18 protein-coding genes are annotated in these 19,988 nt (G+C 49.1%); 9 read left to right on the forward strand and 9 right to left on the reverse strand.

Translation table 11 applies throughout. The annotated features are described in order from the left end of the window. Positions 1 to 185 precede the first annotated feature (185 nt). The 3 genes from B5F25_RS15820 (at position 186) to B5F25_RS15830 (ending at position 5,154) form a co-directional block, all read left to right on the forward strand. Positions 186 to 3,296, forward strand: a complete 3,111-nt coding sequence (locus B5F25_RS15820) for an efflux RND transporter permease subunit (protein ID WP_087250666.1) — start codon at positions 186 to 188, stop codon at positions 3,294 to 3,296. Between the two features lie 233 nt (positions 3,297 to 3,529). After that, complete coding sequence (locus tag B5F25_RS15825) at positions 3,530 to 4,813, forward strand: TolC family protein (protein ID WP_087250668.1); 1,284 nt, start codon at positions 3,530 to 3,532, stop codon at positions 4,811 to 4,813. Positions 4,814 to 4,929: 116 nt separating this feature from the next. After that, complete coding sequence (locus B5F25_RS15830; protein WP_022039793.1) at positions 4,930 to 5,154, forward strand: winged helix-turn-helix domain-containing protein; 225 nt, start codon at positions 4,930 to 4,932, stop codon at positions 5,152 to 5,154. A 281-nt stretch (positions 5,155 to 5,435) separates the two neighbouring features. On the opposite strand, the gene B5F25_RS15835 is transcribed toward B5F25_RS15830, so the two are convergent. Then, complete coding sequence (locus B5F25_RS15835; protein WP_022039794.1) at positions 5,436 to 5,774, reverse strand: translation initiation factor; 339 nt, start codon at positions 5,772 to 5,774, stop codon at positions 5,436 to 5,438. Positions 5,775 to 5,888: 114 nt separating this feature from the next. Here B5F25_RS15835 and B5F25_RS15840 point away from each other — a divergent pair, with 114 nt between their 5' ends. From B5F25_RS15840 to ispF, 3 genes are all read left to right on the forward strand, one after another. Continuing rightward, positions 5,889 to 6,539: a redox-sensing transcriptional repressor Rex gene (locus tag B5F25_RS15840; RefSeq protein ID WP_087211531.1), complete on the forward strand. Its 651-nt coding sequence runs from the start codon at positions 5,889 to 5,891 to the stop codon at positions 6,537 to 6,539. 101 nt (positions 6,540 to 6,640) lie between these two features. Next, positions 6,641 to 7,258, forward strand: a complete 618-nt coding sequence (locus tag B5F25_RS15845; RefSeq protein WP_022039796.1) for a fumarylacetoacetate hydrolase family protein — start codon at positions 6,641 to 6,643, stop codon at positions 7,256 to 7,258. Continuing rightward, positions 7,255 to 7,734, forward strand: coding sequence for a 2-C-methyl-D-erythritol 2,4-cyclodiphosphate synthase (gene ispF, locus B5F25_RS15850; protein WP_022039797.1), 480 nt, complete (start codon positions 7,255 to 7,257; stop codon positions 7,732 to 7,734). The genes B5F25_RS15845 and ispF overlap by 4 nt, the downstream gene beginning before the upstream one ends. Before the next feature lie 124 nt (positions 7,735 to 7,858). Here the strand turns inward: ispF and menA are convergent, their stop codons facing one another. The 6 genes from menA to B5F25_RS15880 form a co-directional block, all read right to left on the reverse strand. Next, a complete protein-coding gene (menA, locus tag B5F25_RS15855; protein ID WP_022039798.1) occupies positions 7,859 to 8,740 on the reverse strand; it encodes a 1,4-dihydroxy-2-naphthoate octaprenyltransferase in 882 nt (293 codons plus the stop codon). A gap of 111 nt (positions 8,741 to 8,851) precedes the next feature. Then, entirely contained in the window at positions 8,852 to 11,344 is a 2,493-nt protein-coding gene (locus tag B5F25_RS15860; protein WP_087250670.1) for a zinc-dependent metalloprotease, read from the reverse strand. A gap of 4 nt (positions 11,345 to 11,348) precedes the next feature. Then, complete coding sequence (nadD, locus tag B5F25_RS15865) at positions 11,349 to 11,951, reverse strand: nicotinate-nucleotide adenylyltransferase (RefSeq protein ID WP_022039800.1); 603 nt, start codon at positions 11,949 to 11,951, stop codon at positions 11,349 to 11,351. Further along, positions 11,933 to 12,115 (reverse strand): hypothetical protein, encoded by a 183-nt coding sequence (locus B5F25_RS15870; RefSeq protein WP_022039801.1) that lies wholly within the window; start codon positions 12,113 to 12,115, stop codon positions 11,933 to 11,935. Before B5F25_RS15870 ends, nadD begins: the two co-directional genes overlap by 19 nt. Positions 12,116 to 12,284: 169 nt before the next feature. Then, a complete protein-coding gene (gmk, locus tag B5F25_RS15875) occupies positions 12,285 to 12,851 on the reverse strand; it encodes a guanylate kinase (protein ID WP_087250672.1) in 567 nt (188 codons plus the stop codon). Positions 12,852 to 12,975: 124 nt separating this feature from the next. Beyond that, positions 12,976 to 13,851, reverse strand: coding sequence for a YicC/YloC family endoribonuclease (locus B5F25_RS15880; protein ID WP_087250674.1), 876 nt, complete (start codon positions 13,849 to 13,851; stop codon positions 12,976 to 12,978). A 212-nt stretch (positions 13,852 to 14,063) separates the two neighbouring features. Between B5F25_RS15880 and B5F25_RS15885 the strand changes: the two genes are divergently transcribed. The 3 genes from B5F25_RS15885 (at position 14,064) to B5F25_RS15895 (ending at position 18,868) form a co-directional block, all read left to right on the forward strand. Further along, positions 14,064 to 14,768 carry a SprT family zinc-dependent metalloprotease gene (locus B5F25_RS15885; RefSeq protein WP_087211547.1) on the forward strand — a complete coding sequence of 235 codons (705 nt, stop codon included), beginning with the start codon at positions 14,064 to 14,066 and terminating at the stop codon, positions 14,766 to 14,768. Positions 14,769 to 15,026: 258 nt separating this feature from the next. Next, a complete protein-coding gene (gene araJ, locus B5F25_RS15890) occupies positions 15,027 to 16,184 on the forward strand; it encodes an MFS transporter AraJ (RefSeq protein ID WP_087250676.1) in 1,158 nt (385 codons plus the stop codon). Between the two features lie 86 nt (positions 16,185 to 16,270). Further along, complete coding sequence (locus tag B5F25_RS15895) at positions 16,271 to 18,868, forward strand: TIM-barrel domain-containing protein (protein ID WP_241148427.1); 2,598 nt, start codon at positions 16,271 to 16,273, stop codon at positions 18,866 to 18,868. Positions 18,869 to 19,084: 216 nt separating this feature from the next. Here B5F25_RS15895 and B5F25_RS15900 read toward each other — a convergent pair whose 3' ends face one another. Both B5F25_RS15900 and B5F25_RS15905 read right to left on the reverse strand, forming a co-directional pair. Next, positions 19,085 to 19,546, reverse strand: coding sequence for a hypothetical protein (locus tag B5F25_RS15900; RefSeq protein WP_140406961.1), 462 nt, complete (start codon positions 19,544 to 19,546; stop codon positions 19,085 to 19,087). Positions 19,547 to 19,616: 70 nt separating this feature from the next. Then, positions 19,617 to 19,799: a hypothetical protein gene (locus B5F25_RS15905; RefSeq protein ID WP_087250680.1), complete on the reverse strand. Its 183-nt coding sequence runs from the start codon at positions 19,797 to 19,799 to the stop codon at positions 19,617 to 19,619. Positions 19,800 to 19,988: the final 189 nt, after the last annotated feature.

The following is a 19,988-nucleotide window of genomic DNA, read 5'->3' on the forward strand; positions in this document are numbered from 1 at the left end:
CGATGATTTGGGATGAGTTTTTGAGGCATTTTCGCTTCTGTGATGAGGAAGATAGCGGGCTATCTGACGAAGAACAGGAGCGGAAAGGACCAAAAAATCGCCCAAAGCACACACGAAAAAGGATACATCAAGCCAAGAAAAATTTTTTAGAGAAATTCAAAACAGCTTCTTAATATAAGAGACTTATGGAAAAGAAGAAACGTAACTTTGTGGAATGGGCGATGCACTACCGGCAGATTGTTATTCTTGTAGTGACCTGTCTGGTGGCATTCGGTGTATACAGTTTGCCCGAAATGCGTAAGAATGAGTTTCCCGACTTTACCGTGCGGCAGGGAGTCGTGGTAGCTGTGGCTCCCGGAAATACGGCGCAGGAGATGGTGGAGCAGGTTACCAAACCGCTGGAAGAATACATTTTCACTTACAAGGAAGTAAAAAAGGAGAAAACTTTTTCGAAAAGCCGCGACGGCATTGTTTACATACAAGTGGAGCTGAACGATGACCTGACGAACAAAGACGAGTTCTGGAGCAAGTTCAAGCATGGCGTGTCGCAGTTCAAGGCACAACTGCCCGGCAACGTGCTGGCACTGGTGGTGCAAGACGATTTCGGCGATACTTCCGCCCTGCTGATTACGATGGAGAGCGAAGACAAGACCTATCGCGAACTGGATGACTATATGGACCTGCTGCAAGGTCGCCTGCGCCGCATCAACTCCGTAGGACGCATGACGGTGAGCGGGATGCAGAACGAACAGATATCGGTTTATCTTGACCACGACCGTCTTTCGAAGTACGGGCTGAACGAACAGACGCTTGCCCTTGGTCTGATGCAGAAAGGTTTCACCACCAGCGGCGGGCGTGTGAAGGATGGCAGCATGGTAGAGCCTATCTACGTCAGCCGCTCACTCAATACCGTACGCGATGTGCAGGAACAAATAGTCTATACCGATCCGCAGGGCAACACCGTGCGGCTGAAAGACGTGGCACGGGTGGTGCGCGAATATCCCGCCCCAGACAGCTACATCACCAACAACGGCCGTAAGTGCCTCCTGCTCTCCGTCGAGATGAAGAAGGGGCAGAACATCGTGGCAATGGGCGATGAAATCAATAAGGTGCTGGACGAGTTTCAACAGGAATTGCCGGCGGATGTCAGTATTTTCCGCATCACCGACCAGCCGAAGGTGGTGGGCGACAGTGTGTCGAACTTCCTGCACGAACTCATCATTGCCATCGTGGCGGTGGTCATCGTGGTGATGCTCCTGTTGCCCTTGCGTGTGGCATTGGTGGCTGCATCTACCATCCCGATTACCATATTTATATCGTTGGGGCTGTTTTATGCTTTCGGTATCGAGTTGAATACCGTGACGTTGGCTGCGTTGATAGTCACGTTGGGTATGATTGTGGATAACTCCATTGTCATCATCGACAGCTACTTGGAGAAGCTGGGCGAAGGGATGTCACGCTGGCATGCTTCCATCTACAGTACCATGCACTTCCTCAAGTCCATTTTCTCCGCTACGCTCGCCATCAGCATCACGTTCTTCCCGTTTCTGTTTACGTTGACGGGTATGCTGAACGAGTTCGTGCTGAGTTTCCCGTGGGCGGTTTCCATCGTGTTGGGCGTGTCGTTGCTCGTGGCTACGCTACTTGTGCCTTTCATGCAGTTCTGGTTTATCCGCAAGCCTATGGGAGTAAAGGTGAATAAAGACGGCAAGAAGCCGTTCAACTTCCTCGACCTCTTGCAGAAACATTACAACTGGCTGTTCGGCAAGTGCTTCGCTCATCCCAAGATAACGGTGGCTGTCGGCGTGGTTTCTATCGTGGTGGGTTCTGTGATGTTGGCTGGTTTGCCCCAACGTATCCTGCCTGTGGCAGACCGCAACCAGTTTGCCGTGGAGATATACCTCCCTACAGGTACGGATGTGGATGTGACGGCACAGGTGGCGGACAGCATGGAACACATCTTGAGCCAAGATCCGCGTGTGGTCAGTATCGCCTCTTTCAAAGGATGCGCCTCGCCCCGTTTCCAGACGGCATACGCACCCCAAATACCTGGCACCAACTATGCACAGTTCATCGTAAACACTACCGGTGTGAAGGACACCGAGGCACTTTTGGCGGAATACACACCGAGGTACACCGAATACTTTCCCGGTGCCCGCGTGCGTTTCAAGCAATTAAGCTATAGCGAGGCTGTCTATCCCATCGAGGTGCGTCTTAGCGGTGAAGATTTGAGTATGGTGAAGCAAGATGCGCAGACCGTGCTCGAAGTCCTAAAGCGGATGCCGGGACTTATCCTTGTGCAGACCGATTTCAACGAGCCGTTGCCTGCCATTGCCATCAATCTGAAAGAAGACGAGGCAACCCGCTTAGGCGTGACCAATCTGGGGCTGGAGTCTACCCTTGCCATGCGTTATGGAGACGGGTTGGCGATAGCTAATGTATGGGAGGGCGATTACGGCATTCCCGTCAAGCTGAAAAGCGAGAAGGCGGATCGTGCCTTGCCTGTTGAGGTGAAGGACGAACTGATACTTGTTGCTGCCGGACTTGCTGATGTGCCTTTGCGGCAGGTAGCCGATGTGGTGCCCACGTGGAAGGAGGGACAGGTAGTGCGTCGCAACGGAATCTACACCGCTACCGTGCAGGCTGACTTGGCTGTCGGAGAAAATGCCCTGAAAATGACTGCCAGGGTGCAGGAGATGATGAAAGGTGTCGAACTGTCTGAGGGGGTGACGGTCAGCTACGGCGGTGAGATGGAGAAAACTGGTGAGATGATGCCGCAAATCATGGGCGGACTGATGTTGGCAGTTGCCATCATCTTTTTCATCCTTCTGACTCACTTCCGCAAGATCAGCATTGCCTTGCTTATTTTCGGCAGCATGACACTCTGTGTCTTCGGTACTGCTTTCGGTGTATGGATTCAAAGTGTAGACTTCAGCATCACTGCTATTCTAGGCGTGGTGAGCCTCATGGGTATCATTGTGCGCAACGGCATTATCATGATAGACTATGCCGAAGAGTTGCGCGTTACGGAACACATGACTGCCAGCGAAGCTATCTATCATTCCGCCCTGCGGCGTATGCGTCCTATCTTCCTCACGTCGGCTGCCGCCTCGATGGGTGTTATCCCGATGATACTGGGCAAGTCGAGTCTATGGATGCCGATGGGTACGGTCATTTGTTACGGTACACTCATCACGATGTTGTTCATTCTTACTGTCTTGCCGTGCTTGTACCTGCTTACTTTCCGGGGCAGCAGCAAGAAACGTGAAAAATGGGATGCCTTGGAGCAACAGTGATACTCTTGTTAGGGTGTTGATGATATCCCATGTATGGGGTCGGATACACCTTATATTATATATAGAATGCAAAACAGAAATTGAATATCCGTAAACATCTCCTGTAGAGGCATATCGCATACGCCCGAATGCGCAACTAATCCACGTGGATGTTTTCAGGGCGTATGCGATACGCCCCTATAGGGCAATTGGGTAAAATGCGGATATTCATTAAACAGAAATAACGTTGAAAGATGAAACATACAAGTAAATGCTTTTTGATGGTTTGGGTATGGGGCTGCATGGCTGCCCCGCTTGCCGCCCAGCAGGTTTACACACTGGACGAATGTATAGAAAGTGCTTTGCAGAACAACGCCCGTATGAAAAATGCCGAAAACGACCTCACTTCCGCCCGGCACCAGCGCAAGGAGGCGTTCACCAACTATTTCCCCAGCATCAGTGCTACGGGCGGAGGCTTCCTGTCCTCCACCCATTTGTTGGGTATGGAGATGGGACCCGGTATGTCGTTGGGATTGATGAAGGATGGTCTAGTGGGTGGCGTTACCGCTTCGATGCCCCTCTTTACCGGAGGGCAGATTGTGCAAGGCAACAAACTCTCTGAGGTGAACGTGGAGAAATACCGCCTCTTGGGCAGGCAGGCGGAGAACGAAGTGAAGCTCACCGCCGAGCAATATTACTGGCAGGTGGCGATGCTGAAGGAGAAGCTCCGCACGCTGCACGTGGTGGAGGCGCAGCTGGCGGAAATTCTGAAGGATGTGGATGCCGCCGTGCAGGCAGGTGTGACTAACCGTAACGACCTGCTTCAGGTGCAGCTGAGGCAGAACGACACGCGCAGCACACGCATCAATGTGGAGAACAGCCTCGCTCTGTCGCGCCGTCTGTTGGCGCAATACATCGGTACGCCGGGTGACAGTGTGGATGTAGACTTCGCTGTGGCAGATTCGCTACCCGAACCGCCCGATGCGCTTTACCGTCGTCCCGATGAGTCGCTTGCCCTTACTCCCGAATACAACTTGTTGCAGGCAAAGCTGAAGGCAAGCCGCATTGAGCGGAAGATGACGCTTGGCAAGCAATTGCCTACGGTAGCGATAGGCGGCGGATTTGTTTATGATAACCTGCTGGACCGCGACCGCAATTACTGGGTGGGCTTCGCTACGGTAAGCGTGCCTCTGAGCGGTTGGTGGGAAGGCAGCCATAGTCTGAAGCGCAGCAAGCTGGCGGTGCGTACCGAGGAAAACAACCTGCGCAACGGCAGCGAACTGCTGGTCATTAACATGCAGAACACATGGAATGCCGTGACTGATGCCTATAAGCAAGTACGTATAGCTATCGAGAGTATCGGGCAGTCGGCAGAGAACCTTCGTCTGCAGACCGACTACTATCATGCCGGTACCTGCACCATGAGCGACTTGTTGGAGGCGCAGACTCTTTTCCAGCAAAGCCGCGACCGATATGTGGAAGCATATGCGCAATATGCAGTGAAGAAGCGTGAGTATTTGCAGTCAACAGGACGTTGACGGTCAGGAACGTAATGGCTTTTTAACCAAAAATTCTGATGAAAGGAACATTGCTTTTCACAAAGAAACCTTAACTTTGTGTGCAATTAAATTAGAACCAGCTAAAATTTCGTATTATGGACAAAACAACAATTGGAACAAATGCAGGCATTGTCTGGCGCACGATAAACAGTAGCGGCAGATCCTGGAAGTATGAAGAGTTGAAGAAAGAAACACAACTTTCCGACCGCGATCTGAATGCGGCTATCGGATGGTTGGCGCGTGAGAATAAGATTGAATTTGACTCCGAAATGCCCGATGGCGAAGAAGTGATGCACGTAGAGATGAACGTGTACTTTTGAAAACAAAGACACAATGAATAGTCCGGTTTGTGAATTGTATAAATCGGGCTATTTTTTATTTATGCGTATCGCACACTCATGGCACAGAACCTACTTCTTCTGTGCCAGTGGCATAAACTCCAAAGGCCCCCTCAAACGAACATAAGTGATACGACCGACTCACTTATGTGAAACGCCCGGGTTACTTATGTTAAACGGTCCACTCACTTATGTTCATCAGAAGGTATGCTTGAACGCATGTCAAACCAAGAAAACTTTTTGTAGAAATTCGAAACTGTTTCTTATTTTGTTTGTGTGTAGCCTTCAGTGTGCAATATGTCTATAAGGCGTTGTTTCATATCGCCTTGTATCAAGATTTCTCCGTCTTTTACAGAACCGCCTGTTCCGCATTTTGTCTTGAGAAGCTTGCCTAAAGCATTCAGGTCGGTTTCGGTGCCGATGAATCCTTTGATTACGGTTACGGTTTTTCCTCCTCTTCCTTTCCGCTCGATGTTGACACGCAAAGGTTGCCGGTTTTTCTCAAGGGTAGGTGTCTCTTCTTCACCTGTTTCTTCGTACTTGAAATCAGGATTTGTGGAGTATACAATGTTCAGCCGGTCTTTCCAATCGTTCTTTTTCATGTGTGATGGTTTAGAATGTGTCCAAAGTTAAGTACATTTTTCAATATTCGTGTAATATTTACAAATAAATCGCTTATTTTTGCGGAAAGAGAATAATCGATTAACTGAAGTTGGATGGCAATATGTACGCATAAAAATACAGACAAGGTTCCGGAACCTACCTTGAGGCGGCTTCCTTGGTATCTTTCGTGTGCGAAGCTGATGCGGGAGAAAAATGAAAGGTTTGTTTCGTCTACCCAGATTTCGAAACAAATCAATATCGATGCGTCGCAAATAGCGAAAGACCTTTCGTATGTAGACATTGCCGGACGTACAAGGGTAGGTTATGAAATAGATGTATTGGTCCGGGTGTTGGAGGACTTTTTGGGATTTACCAATCTGCATCGTGCTTATTTGTTTGGTGTCGGAAGCCTGGGTGGTGCTTTGTTGCGCGATTCGGGTCTGGTGCATTTCGGCTTGCAGATAGTGGGAGCATTCGATATCAATCCTGACTTGGTGGGCACCGAAATCAACGGCATTCCTATTTATCATACCGATGAGTTTGAAGCACGTATGCAGATTGACCTCGTAAATATCGGTGTGCTGACAGTACCTATTTCCATATCGCAGGAGATAACCGACAAGATGGTGGCTGGGGGCATCAAGGCAGTGTGGAACTTTACTCCTTTCCGTATCCGGGTGCCCGAACATATCGTGGTGCAGAACACATCGTTGTATGCTCATCTGGCGGTGATGTTTAATCGGTTGAATGAGATGAATACTTGAACTCACTACAGATTGCACAGATTTTTAAGCCGGAGTGCAAAAGCAGAGATACGGTCTTTATTCTTTTATCTGTGTAATTTATGGTGAAAAGAAAAATATGTATGAAGATTATAGCAGTAGGAATGAATTATCCGTTGCATTGCAAAGAACTGCACGCCACGGAACCTTTGCCGGAAGAACCGGTCATCTTTATGAAGCCAGATTCGGCTCTTTTGAAAGACAGCAAACCTTTTTTTATTCCTGATTTTTGCCGGCAGGTAGATTATGAGACGGAACTGGTAGTGCGTATCTGCCGGTTGGGAAAGAATATAGCCGAGCGTTTTGCCTGCCGTTATTACGATGCCGTAACGGTGGGCATTGATTTTACGGCACGCGATTTACAACACCGGTTTCGTGCAGAAGGTAAACCGTGGGAGCTTTGCAAAGGTTTCGACAATTCGGCGGCTATCGGCGATTGGGTTCCGGTGGAGCAATTCCCCACAATTCAGAATATCCGTTTTCACCTTGATATTGACGGACAGACGGTGCAACAGGGAAACACGTGTGATATGATTTTCACGGTCGACCGGATTATTGCTTATGTGAGCCGGTTCTGTACGTTGAAAATAGGCGACTTGCTCTATACAGGTACTCCAGTCGGGGTAGGACCGGTAGCGATAGGCAATCATTTGGAAGGATATTTGGAAGACAGGAAAGTATTAGATTTCAATATACGATGAAGATACGTACAGGATTCGGATTTGATGTTCACCGTCTGGTGGAAGGACGTGACTTGTGGTTGGGTGGAATTTTGGTCCCGCATACTTTGGGCTTGTTGGGGCATTCAGATGCCGATGTATTGATTCATGCCATTTGTGATGCTTTGCTTGGAGCAGCCAATATGCGCGATATCGGGTATCATTTCCCGGATTCGGCAAGTGAATTTGAAAATATTGATAGTAAAGTGTTGCTTCGGAAAACTGTTGGACTCATAGCATCGAAAGGATATCGCATCGGGAATATCGATGCCACGGTATGTGCCGAGCGTCCGAAACTGAAAAACTACATCCCACAGATGCAGAAAGTGTTGGCAGAGGTAATGAACATTGATGTGGATGATGTGTCCATCAAGGCGACCACAACCGAGAAATTGGGCTTTACCGGTCGTGAGGAAGGCATCTCGGCGTATGCCGTAGTGTTGATTTCGAAGGATTGATTTTTGAACACAGATATACGGAGGCACAGAGAGTTTTTTTATTCTTCTCTGTGTCTTCGTGTTGGGGTCGTAAGTGAAACAAAAAACTTGTCACCTTGCCAATTATACTTCGACGCCTTGAAAATCAGAGCAGCAAACCGGCAGAGAGCAGGATGCCGAAGAAAAACATGTTGCGGGAAGTTTCACCTAAAATAGCGTTCAGAGCCTTGCCTTTGCCGATGCGTGCCATACGGACTGTGGTAAGGATGTGTATCAGCAGGTAGAGCTCGGGTAGGATGCTTGCCCATAGTTTTCCTTGACCAACAAAATAAAAGCAAAGCCAGCAGGCTGTCAGCCCCAATAGGAAATAGACGATAAGTCCTGTTTTTGCTCCGAAGCGGACTACCAGCGTACGCTTGCCACTGATGGCATCTTGTTCGCGGTCGCGGAAATTATTTACCATCAGCAGGGTGTCTATCACCAGTCCACAGGCTAGTGAAGCGATGGTGACAGAGCCGTTCCACGTGTGTGCCATTACATAATATGTGCATCCTACAGGCACGAAGCCAAAAAACACCAGTACCAGTATATCGCCCCATCCGTGGTAGGCCAGGGTGGTATAGAGGTAAGCGAACACCAGACAGGCAATGCCCACCGGAATCATCTCCCATCCGCTATAGTAAAGCAGGCAAAGTCCGCACAGGGCTGCCAGTGCAGTGGTGAGGAGGATGCCTTTCTTCATGTTTTGAGGCGTTATCCAGCCTTGTGCACAGGCACGTTCCGGTCCAAGACGGTCTTCGCGGTCGCTTCCTTTCAGAAAATCGTATAAATCGTTGATGAAGTTGGCATCTATTTGCATCAGGAAGGCAAACAAGAAACACAGAATGGCTGGAGTAGCCTGAAAATGTCCGTGTGCTTCTGCCAAGGCACATCCTATCATCACCGGGATGGATGCTGCCGTCAGGGTCTTGGGACGTGCAGCCAGTATCCAGGCTTGAAGTGAGTTGGGTTTTACATCTTCGTTCATAGCTTGTTTCGCGTATTATGGATTTCATTACAGAGATGCACAGAGGGTTATTGGGGAAACGCTGGTTAGGCTTATTCCCTCTGTGTATCTCCGACTCTTTATGGTAGATAATCATTTATTCGACAACGCGTCTTCTATCAGTGCCTGCAGGTTTTCGTAATGACTCTTGGCAATGCCGGTCGTTTGGGCGGCTGCGCTTTTCACAATACGTTGCAAGGCGATAAGTTCTCCGCGGGCAATAGCCGGAGATTCCGAGTAACTCAGGCGGCGGTTCGCTTTTTCGGCTGCTTCTTCTTGTGCTTTGTCTAAAAGTCCTATTAAATCTTTTATGTAGGCTTTTTGCATATTCCGGCGGAAAATATCCGAACGCGACGGATTGTTCCAAATAGTCGTGTGCAGGTCGGCGAAAAGTTGCGAAGCGGTGTATGCCTGTTTGCCGTTCAAGGCTTCGTTTTCGCTCATCTTGTCGAACGTGTTCTTGTTGAGCAGACGGGTAAGGATATTTGATTGGAGCGAGCAGATAGCGTTGACAGGCAAGATGCGCGCTTTAGCTATCAAGTCACGGTCGATAAGCCATGTGGGTGTGGTAAAGAGCTGTTCGTTAAGGAAAGCTACGGCACGCCGTTGGATGTCGGCAGGTACGAACTCGCGTGCTACGGCATTGGTCTGTTCTACGGTGATGGGAGTAGAATAGATTCCTGCCACGTTTTTTGCCACGTGTCCCATATAGCGTGCCAGCTGGTTGATTACTTGTGTATAGATTTCAGCGGCACCGGCATACGATTTATTGGGTTCATGACTCCATTTTTCTATTTGCGGTACAATCCGTTTCAGATTTTTGATACCGTATGCACTTGCCAGCATTGAGTCGTCTCCCAAGTCTTCACTTTGATTTCGAGGGTCATTAGGGTCTGATTCCGTGCCAAAAGTATAACGTATGTCTTCGTTCAGCTTGGCGATGATGGAGCTGTTGGAGTAATCTGTTTCTTCTTCGGGAGTCTTAAACCGGGGAAGCCAGCGGTAGCCCCATTCGATTGCCCATTTGTCGTATATACCGATACGTGGAAAAATACCCTTTCGTGTGATGCTGTCTTCAGGTTGTGCTACGTAGTTGAAGCGTGCATAGTCCATGATGGAAGGTGTATGTCCGTTAGCTTCCACCCATGCCTTGTCGCGGAGTTTTTCTACCGGAACGGTGTGCGAAGAACCGAAGTTGTGGCGTAGTCCGAGGGTATGCCCTACTTCGTGTGAAGAAACAAAGCGGATGAGTTGGCCCATCAGTTCATCATCGAACTGCATTTTCCGGGCAGCTTCATCAATGGTTCCTGCCTGAATCATATACCAGTTGCGCAAGAGGCTCATAACATTATGATACCAATTGATGTGTGTCTCCAGAATTTCTCCGGTACGCGGGTCATTGATGTGCGGTCCGCTGGCATTAGGGATGTCCGAAGGTTTGTAAACGATGGCTGAATGGCGGGCATCTTCCAGACTCCATGAAGGGTCATCGGTGGGGGCTTCTTGGGCATAGATGGCGTTTTTGAATCCAGCTTTTTCGAATGCAACCTGCCAGTCGTTTACCCCTTGTATCAGATAAGGTACCCATTTCTTCGGTGTGGCAGGGTCGATGTAAATGACAATGGGTTTCTTCGGCTCTACCAGTTCGCCGCGCAGATAAGCGGCTTCATCTTTCGGTTCCAGTCGCCAGCGCGTGATGAGTTGTTTGTATTCGATGCCTTGTGGGTTTGAGTCGAAATCGGTATAACGTACGGTGAAATATCCCACACGCGGATCGAACAGGCGTGATTTCATCGGTGTTTCGGGCAGGAGCACCAATGAGCTGTTCAGTTCATAGGTAAGTGGAATGTCCGAACTTCCAGTTTCCAGGAAACCGGCTCCTTCGGCTTTTTTGCGGCTATAAGTCATTACATTGCTTATCTCGATGTTTTGCGGGAAGGCTTTCAGCGTGTCTACATACGAAGCTTCGGCGTTGAGAGCCTGCAAGCCGATATAGTCTTTGTCGCCTTTTTCAAAAGTGAAGAGCGGGTTTTCTTTCTTCAAGTATGTTCCGATGTTGAATACATAACTTCGGTGAAGCGAATCTTTGCGTACACTTTCCAGCTTGAAGCTTGCCACGATGGGCTGGATGTTCGAGTTTAGTACCGACTGGTACATTCCTTCTTTGTCTGCGGAACGTTCGCGATAGGATATTTCGCGTACCAGCAGGTTGTTTTCCGTACCAGTCTCGAAACGTACGACCTTGCTTCCTATGATGTCGCCCGGATAACCCACGCGTGATTTCTGGCGCGAGGCAGGCGCTTTGCTGATGCGGTTTACTATCAGAATGTCGCGCCCGAGCATGGAGTCGGGGATTTCAATGAAATAATTGTTAGCTACCTTGTGTACGGTCAGAAATCCGTGTGTGCTCCTGGCTTTGTCGGTGATGACTTGGCTGTAAGGTTTCAGTCCGTTTTGAGGAGCCGGTTTCTCTACTTTTTCAGTTTGTGCTTTTTTTACCTTCTTCTTGAATATTTTGGCTTCAGCTGGCGATGAGGCTATCAGGAGAGCCGCCATTATCCATATAGGCAATATTGCTTTTTTCATATGTTTATGGTTGGTTAGAAGATTGATACAGATGTTTCTCTTGAATAATGCGGTATACTTCCGGATGTACGAAATAACGGATATCCCTTCCTTCGGCAAGTGCTTGACGGATGAAGGTGGAGCTGATTTCGAGTAGGGGCGTTTCTACCGCCTTGACTTGTGTGTACGAGGCAGGAATTGTCAGGTCGTATCCACGGCGGGGATAAACTCTGATGGAGTGGTTGCGCAGGATTTCTTCGGGGGCACGCCACTGGGCAAACTTAGCCCAGTTGTCTGCCCCGATGATGAGGATAAAGTCCCGTTCGGGATAAGTTCTGGCAAGTTGTCGTAGCGTATCGACCGTATATGACGGGCGAGGCAGTCCGAACTCGAAGTCGGAAGCACGGAAATGTGGATATCCGGCTATGGCGGCTTCTACCATTTCCAGCCGGATATAGTCGTCCAGCAGATGATCACCTTTCTTGAATGGGTTTTGTGGTGTTACCAGAAACCATACCTCATCCAGGTCTTCATATTCGCACAAATAATTGGCAAGTGCCAGGTGCCCGATATGAATGGGATTGAATGTCCCTCCGAACAGTCCGGTCTTTATACGAGTTTTTTCCATTTGAAAAAGTTTACTACTTGCCATACGGCTACAAGAAGCATGGCTGCGGCAATGATGTACTGCTGTTTGGCAAGAGCTACGATGCCTACGGCAAGAGCTGCCAATGCTATCACAATAGCTACAATCATTAGGATACTCAGGAGTTTTTTCGGGTCTTTAGGCATAATGTTTGAGCTTTAGTTTAAACTCACCATGGAAGTCTTTTAACTCTTAAGAAGAAGCTGTTTTGAATTTCTCCAAAAATTGATGTATCCGTTTTCGTGTGTGCTTTGGGCGATAAATTTAAAACAGCTTCTTAATCATTAAATTCTTCCGTGGTAAAAGAGATTTATTTTATTGTGCCAAGAATTTCCGGATAGCTTCCAAGGCTTGGGTTTTGGCTGCCTCCAGATTGTCGTTTACGATGACTAGGTCGAACTTGGGTGCATAACTTAGTTCGAAACTGGCTTTGGCTATCCGGCTTTCTATCGTTTCGGGTGAGTCGGTGCCACGTCCTTCCAGACGTTTGCGCAGTTCGTCTATTGAAGGAGGCTGGATGAATACCGACAAGGCACGTTCTCCGTAGAACTGCTTGATGTTGCATCCTCCTACCACATCCACATCGAAGATGATGTTCTGGCCTTCGGTAAGCTGTTTTTCCACTTGCGATTTCAAGGTGCCATAGAACCGGTCGGGATATACCTCTTCGTATTCTACGAATTCACCGTTGGCAATGCGCTGTTTGAATTCTTCCGGTGTGAGAAAGAAGTATTCCACTCCGTTCTGTTCGGTTCCGCGTGGCGGGCGGCTGGTAGCGGAGATGGAAAATTGCAGGTTCAGGCCTTGTTTCAGCAGGTAGTTGATAATGGTCGATTTACCCGAGCCTGAGGGTGCTGAGAATATGATAAGTTTTCCGTTCATGTTTTTATTCTTTTTTAGTTGACAAGGTAACAGGGTGACAAGTTGACAAGGTTCTGAATAGTTTTACTTAATGGCATTTAAAGCCTTGTCAACTCGTCAACTTGTTACCTTGTCAACTTGCTTTTTACATTACGTTCAACACTTGTTCCTTGATTTGTTCCAGCTCGTCTTTCATCTGCACTACGATGTTCTGCATCTGTGCGTGGTTTGACTTGCTTCCGGTGGTATTGATTTCGCGGCCCATTTCCTGGGCGATGAATCCCAGTTTCTTGCCCTGTCCGTGTCCGCCGGCAAGCGTTTCACGGAAATAGTTCAGGTGATTGGCCAGACGTTGTTTTTCTTCGTTGATGTCCAGCTTTTCAATGTAATATATCAGTTCCTGTTCCAGCCGGTTCTTGTCGTAGTCCACTTTGACCGTCTTTTCCAGTGCATCGGTGATGCGTTCGCGTATTTTGTTCACCCGTTCCTTTTCATAGTTTTCCAGCGTGTGCAAGAGACGTTCGATGTTGTTCACTTTCTCGATGAATTTCTTTTCCAGTGCGGCTCCTTCCTGTTTACGGAAGTCTGTCAGGTGTTGCAGGGCTTCGTCGATGGCTTGGCTGGCTGCTTCCCATTCTTCGTCTGTCAGTTCCTGCACTTCCACCCGTGTCAGGACGTCGGGCATGCGCAATAGCGTGGCAAACCAGTCGTTAGGTACCGGTATGTGATACGTTTCGGCAATGGAAGAAATTTGTTTGTAATAGTTTTCTACCAGTGCAGCATTGATGGGTGTAGCTGTTTCGCCGGCATCTTTCTCTATCCAGATAGAAAAGTCTACTTTTCCCCGTTCCAATGTTTTGGCAATGCGGTTGCGTATTTCCATTTCCTTTTCGCGGTAGAGTGGGGCGATGCGTGTCGACAGGTCAAGTGCCTTGCTGTTGAGAGATTTGATTTCAACGTTTATTTTTTTGTCTCCGAATGTTACGGTCGCTTTGCCGTATCCGGTCATTGATTGTATCATACGGTTCGATTTTGTTAAGTCTTGCAAAGATAGGGAATCTCTGCCAACCTGCCAAATCTCTCTCCCCGTCTAACAGGGCAAACGCATCTAATTTTTACTAATTTTTGCAGAGCACCGTTCCCTGCACGTACGTCTTCGGGATTCCCAAACAGTTTGCGCGAAATGGCAAAGTAAGTATATCTTCATTTTTTTATACCTTTGCTGCCGTTATGATAGCTAAGAAACAAATTGTAAGTGATGCCGATTTCGGGCAGATATTCATCGTGACCCGCCGTACGGTGCGCAATGTCACGATGCGGATGAAAGAAGACGGGCTGCATGTCACCACGCCTCCTTTCCGGAGCGTGAAAGCGTTGCTCGACGTAATCCGCCCTTTCCGTGAGCGCTTGCTGAAGTTGAAGGCAGATGTGTCTCCCAAGCCTTTCGATTGGGATTATAGGCTGGAGGCGGAGTGCTTCCGGTTGTGGCTCGAACCCGGCCGGCTGAAGCATTTCACCGTGCGCTCCGCCGAAGAGGGAGTAAAGATTTGTTGTCCCGAAGATACTGACTTTTCGGACAAACGGGTACAGACGTTGGTGCGGAATGCCATAGCCCGTGCCTTGAAGAAACGGGCGGAAGAGTATCTGCCTCCGTTGGTGGCATGTTGGGCAGAACGGTACGGATTGTCGTATCGGACGGTGAAGATTACCAAGGCACGCTCCCGGTGGGGAAGTTGCTCGTCGGAACGTCATATCAGCCTGTCGTATTACCTGATGCTGCTCCCGGCGCATCTGATGGATTACGTGGTATTGCACGAGCTGGCACACACCCGTGAGATGAATCACGGTCCCCGCTTCTGGGAGTTGCTCGACCGGATGACGGAAGGGCGTGCACTGGCATTGCGCAAGGAGTTGCGTGCATACCGTCCGGTGTTTTGAGCTTGTTGTGCCTTGCTGTTGATGTATGTCAAAAAATGCGTATGCTTTGTGTTCCCAGCCGTTTATGTTTGATGAATTTCCTTTACCTTTGCATCCGTTTTGTGCTGAGGATGAAACGCAGATTAACGCAGATTTTCGCAGATAAAAATTTTAAAGGCCTCTGTGATATTTTGTGTCATCTGTGGTGAAAAAAGAAAATAATCTGCGGGAATCTGCGTTAATCTGTGTTTCAAGGATCGGTTCTAAATATTAATCAGGATGAAGAAAAGTTTGATTGCATTGGCTTCCGGCACGCTGGGCTTAGGAATTGCCGAGTTTGTAATGATGGGCATTCTGCCCAATGTGGCCCATGATTTGGGCATTTCTATCCCGCAGGCAGGACACTTTATTTCGGCATACGCCATTGGGGTGTGCGTAGGTGCTCCGTTGACCGTAGTGGTGGCACGTACCCGTCCGTTGAAGCAGATATTGTTGGGACTGGCAATGATTTACATCGTAGGGAATCTGTTCGCTTCGGTGTCGGTGAATTATTGGATGTTGCTCCTGATGCGCTTCGTTTCGGGATTGCCTCACGGGGCATTCTTCGGCGTAGGTTCCATCGTGGCGGAACGGGTGGCGGATAAAGGAAAAGCTTCGCAGGCGGTAGCGTTGATGATAGCGGGGATGACCATTGCCAACCTCTTCGGGGTTCCTTTCGGCACGTTGTTGAGTAACCTGTTTTCGTGGCGCTTTCCTTTCGTGTTCAATGCCCTTTGGGGAGTCTTGATATTCTATCTGATTTGGCGTTGGATTCCGTATATGCCCGCTCTGCCCGATGTAGGGTTGAAAGGTCAGTTCCGTTTCCTGAAGCGGCTGGCACCGTGGCTGATTATCCTGACTACGATGTTCGGCAACGGGGGCATCTTCTGCTGGTTCAGCTATGTCACACCGCAGATGATTCACGAAGCAGGTTTCTCGCCCCATTCGATGACTGCCGTGATGATGCTTGCCGGATTGGGCATGACCATCGGTAATCTGGTGGGAGGCAAGTGCGGCGACCTTTACGGGCTGGCTCCGGTAATCCGTGTCACGCAGATGGTGATGGTATTGTCATTGCTGGGCATCTTCTTCTTTACCCGCAATCCGTACCTGTCCGTCATCCTGATGTTTGTCTGCACGGCTTGCCTCTTTGCGGTCTCTCCTCCCCAGCAATTATTGCTTTTGCAGAACTCGCGCGGCTCGGAGATGATGGGAGCGGCGTGTGTGCAGATAGCTTTCAACCTGGGCAATGCCGTGGGTGCCTATCTGGGCGGATTGCCGATAGATGCCGGTATGGGTTACCGTTATCCGTCGCTGGTAGGTGTCTTCATCGTGCTTCTGGGGCTGGGGTGCATCTCGGTGTATGTGAGACGGTATGGAAAGAGTGCCATCGGATGATAATACGGTTTTTTCTGCCCTTCGTTTCTTTTGCTTTTCAGATAGATGTCTTAACTTAGGAGCTGTAATCCAAAAAAAGTTATAGCATGATGAAGAAAAGAATTTGTTGGGTATTGTTCGTTTGCCTGTGTTTTACGCTGGGATGGGCGCAATCTGTCCGTTCGTACCGGCAGGCAGAGGATAGTTTGACTGTGGTGTTATCGGAAGGGGAAATCCGACTTTATCCGTTGGCAGACAATGCCGTACGTGTGAAATATGTGCGTCAGGAGCCTGTGTTGCCCGATTGGGTGTATGTGGGGAATGACAAGCCGGCCTGGTCGGTGAAGGAAACCGGTGAAGAAATTACGTTGGGTTTGCCCGGACTGGTGGTACGGATAGACAAGGAAAAAGGAACGCTTGCTTATTTTACGCCAGAAGGGAAACCGATATTGCAGGAAAAAGAGCGGCAACTGGTGGCTTCATCGGTACAGGGAGAACCTACCAGGTGTGCCGCTCAGTGTTTTTATTCGCCTGCTGATGAAAATCTTTTCGGACTGGGACAATTTCAGGACGGGCAACTGAATGTGCGGGGACTTTCGCGCCGGCTTACACAGGTCAATACCCAGATAGCGGTTCCTTTCGTATTGTCGGATAAAGGCTACGGCATCTTGTGGAACAATTACGGCTTGACCGAATTCAATCCTGCAGACAGCTTGATTACGTTGACGCGTACGGTTTCAAGCGGTGATGCCGAGACGGTAGATGTGACTTCTGCTGAGGGAGGAAAGCAGGAGGTGCGTGAGCGGTTTGTCTTTGCTTCATCACTGATTATTCGCGAGTCTGGGCGCTACGCCGTGATGCTTGATGTGGGGCAGACAATGGCACGCAGGCATCACTTGAAGATAGGCAATCAGACCGTATTCGATATGAAGAATCTGTGGTTGCCTCCTACGACTTCTGCCATTGTCGAATTGGAGGCTGGAGTGTATCCGGTGGAAGCCGAATTGGAAAAAGAAGACCGGCCGAAAGTGTATTACCGGAAAGTAACAGATGAAACCGTGTTCCGTTCGCCTGTAGCAGAGGCTGTCGACTATACCGTGTTTGCCGGAAAAGCTGATGAGGTGATTGCGGCATACCGTCGGGTGACAGGTGAGGTCCCGATGATGCCTCGATGGGCACTGGGCTATATTCATTGTCGGGAACGTTTCCACGGTCAGGATGAAATAGTTCAGACCGCTACACGCTTCCGTAACGATAGTTTGCCGATGGACGTCATCGTGCAGGACTGGCAATACTGGGGAAAGTATGGCTGGAATGCCATGCGTTTCGATGAATCCGGTTATCCCGCCCCCAAGAAACTGGTGGACGATGTGCATGCATTGGATGCCCGCCTGATGCTTTCGGTATGGTCGAAGATAGACCCGGCATCGGAGGTGGGCAAACTGATGCAGGGCAAGGGCTATTACATTCCGCAGACTTCGTGGATTGACTTCTTCAATCCCGATGCAGCGGCTTATTATTGGGAGAACTTCAACAAACGTCTTTTGAAACCTTACGGGATAGATGCCTGGTGGCTGGATGCGACGGAGCCGGAGAACGACGACTTGCTGGGGCGGAAGGTGTGGAACCAGACAGTGCCGGGCGAGGTGTACCGCAATGTCTATCCGCTGCTGGTGAACCGTACCGTATACGAAGGGTCACGCCGTGAGATGCCCGACCGGCGGGTGATGCTGTTGACGCGAAGCGGTTTTCCCGGCATGCAACGGTATGCTACGGCAACTTGGTCGGGCGATGTGGGGCATGATTGGGAAACGCTTCGCCGGCAGATTGTGGGCGGTCTGGGCATGGTGGTGTCGGGACAGCCTTGGTGGACATACGATGCAGGCGGTTTCTTCCGTCCCGGGCAAAGCCAGTACACCGATCCGGCTTACCACGAATGTTTCCTGCGCTGGCTGCAGGCGGGCGTGTTCCTGCCCTTGACCCGTGTGCACGGTTATCAGTCGGATACCGAGTTCTGGAATTATGGCGAGGAGGTGGTCGCTCTTGCCCGTCGGGCGTTGGACACCCGTTATAGCCTGTTCCCTTATATTTATTCGGAGGCTGCACGCACCCATTACGGGGGAGGAACCCTGATGCGTCCGTTAGTGATGGACTTTGCCGGCGATTCGCTTGCCTTGGCGCAGAAATACGAATACATGTTCGGACCTTCGTTGCTGGTAGCTCCGGTGGTGGAGCCGGGCAAGAACCGTTGGGAGGTGTACCTGCCGCATGTGCAAGGCGGATGGTATGACTTTTGGACCGGTGCGAAAACCGCTGGGAACGGGACTTGGGAGACCGTGCCGGTCACACTGGAACAAATTCCGGTCTTTGTCAAGGCTGGAACCATTCTGCCATTGGCTTCGGGCAAGCCGCAGACTACCCGTGAGGCTGCCGATGCCGGCTGGACCGTCCGGATATATGCCGGAGCCGATGCCGCTTATACCGTTTACGAAGACAATGGCGTAGACTATGCTTACGAGCAGGGTGCGTATGCGCTTGTCCGTATGGAATGGGACGAATCGAAGGGCGAACTGACCATCCATCCCCGTGAAGGTTCGTTCCCGGAGATGAAAGCTGTCCGTCCCCTGCGCATCATCCGCTATGCGGGCGACAGACAGGAAAAACAAGTGACATACGAAGGGGAGAAGCTGACGGTGAAATTCTGAGAGGTTGTTTTTTCTAATAAGTTTGCTTGGCAGATACGAACCAATATATGATTGAACGGTTCAGTATCTGTTCCAAGTTGTCTTCTTTTTATGTTCTCCAATTGGAGAACGTACGGTTTCCATATCGAGAACGTACGGTTTTCAATTGGAGAACGTACGGTTTTGATATGGAAACCATAAAAGGATGATGTCTGGTGGGAAAAAGGATATTCATTTTTAATTATTTAAATCCGTGTAATCTGTGGTGAGGTAGTATTCTATATCCAAATCGACTTTGCCTGCATATTCTTTTGGAATGACGTAGGCGACATACCAAGGCTCCATAACATCTGTGAAGTCTGTTTGAATCCGGATAGACAAGTGATAACCGTCATCCGATTGAATCAGATTTTTTTGTAAATCCACAATTCCTCCATTAGCTATACCCTTTACCACCGCCAGCACACCCTCTGAGAATGGTATGCTTGCTTCGGGCTTCGTCTCTTCATCAGCAAACAGTTGGTCAAATTCGGCTTGGCTTTCGATATAAACCACGGTGTCTAAAGGTATGTCAAGGTCATAACCACGTCTGTAACTGATTTCATCGTATGCATACGGCAATTCCGCAAACTCATCGCTGCACGAAGCGAACGGCAAGCATACGGTTAATGTAATCAAGTAGAATAAGAAATGTTTCATAAGCATGATGTGTAAAGAATGTCCGCCATTCTCTTTCAGTAATAAGACAGACGGACATTCCGGATGGTTGTTAATTTAATCTCGCTTTTGCTTCTTGTACGGCTGCATAAGCATCAAGCAGACCGTATCCCATTTCCGTATTCCAAGTACCGTAAGGATGTGTACTTGATACGGAATACGTATAGCCGCCTACTTTACGTGCGGTTTCCGCTAATATTTCGCCTACTTCTATTTCGTCCACTTGGTTGGACATCCGCTTAGGTTGGTGGGTGTCGCCAGTCCGATTGCATTTGCAATAAAAAGAAGTTTTTTCATACGCTGTTTTTTATTTAAAGATTTAAGGCAAAGGTAAACAATCGTAAGCGATTCCTTTTGCACGTATGTTACAAATATTGTCACGTATGTTACAAATTTGCACAATAGCCAAAATATTGCTTTAAAT

This window comes from Bacteroides sp. An19 (assembly GCF_002160215.1).
Lineage (GTDB): Bacteria > Bacteroidota > Bacteroidia > Bacteroidales > Bacteroidaceae > Phocaeicola > Phocaeicola intestinalis.

Bases quoted from the DNA above. Each gene is read 5' to 3' on its own strand.
- B5F25_RS15845 (WP_022039796.1), top strand. From the start codon at position 6,641: ATGAAGATTATAGCAGTAGGAATGAATTATCCGTTGCATTGCAAAGAA.
- menA (WP_022039798.1), bottom strand. From the start codon at position 8,740: ATGAACGAAGATGTAAAACCCAACTCACTTCAAGCCTGGATACTGGCT.
- nadD (WP_022039800.1), bottom strand. From the start codon at position 11,951: ATGGAAAAAACTCGTATAAAGACCGGACTGTTCGGAGGGACATTCAAT.
- B5F25_RS15905 (WP_087250680.1), bottom strand. From the start codon at position 19,799: ATGTCCAACCAAGTGGACGAAATAGAAGTAGGCGAAATATTAGCGGAA.
- ispF (WP_022039797.1), top strand. From the start codon at position 7,255: ATGAAGATACGTACAGGATTCGGATTTGATGTTCACCGTCTGGTGGAA.
- B5F25_RS15840 (WP_087211531.1), top strand. From the start codon at position 5,889: ATGGCAATATGTACGCATAAAAATACAGACAAGGTTCCGGAACCTACC.
- B5F25_RS15900 (WP_140406961.1), bottom strand. From the start codon at position 19,546: ATGAAACATTTCTTATTCTACTTGATTACATTAACCGTATGCTTGCCG.
- B5F25_RS15880 (WP_087250674.1), bottom strand. From the start codon at position 13,851: ATGATACAATCAATGACCGGATACGGCAAAGCGACCGTAACATTCGGA.
- gmk (WP_087250672.1), bottom strand. From the start codon at position 12,851: ATGAACGGAAAACTTATCATATTCTCAGCACCCTCAGGCTCGGGTAAA.
- araJ (WP_087250676.1), top strand. From the start codon at position 15,027: ATGAAGAAAAGTTTGATTGCATTGGCTTCCGGCACGCTGGGCTTAGGA.
- B5F25_RS15835 (WP_022039794.1), bottom strand. From the start codon at position 5,774: ATGAAAAAGAACGATTGGAAAGACCGGCTGAACATTGTATACTCCACA.
- B5F25_RS15860 (WP_087250670.1), bottom strand. From the start codon at position 11,344: ATGAAAAAAGCAATATTGCCTATATGGATAATGGCGGCTCTCCTGATA.
- B5F25_RS15830 (WP_022039793.1), top strand. From the start codon at position 4,930: ATGGACAAAACAACAATTGGAACAAATGCAGGCATTGTCTGGCGCACG.
- B5F25_RS15825 (WP_087250668.1), top strand. From the start codon at position 3,530: ATGAAACATACAAGTAAATGCTTTTTGATGGTTTGGGTATGGGGCTGC.
- B5F25_RS15895 (WP_241148427.1), top strand. From the start codon at position 16,271: ATGATGAAGAAAAGAATTTGTTGGGTATTGTTCGTTTGCCTGTGTTTT.
- B5F25_RS15820 (WP_087250666.1), top strand. From the start codon at position 186: ATGGAAAAGAAGAAACGTAACTTTGTGGAATGGGCGATGCACTACCGG.
- B5F25_RS15870 (WP_022039801.1), bottom strand. From the start codon at position 12,115: ATGCCTAAAGACCCGAAAAAACTCCTGAGTATCCTAATGATTGTAGCT.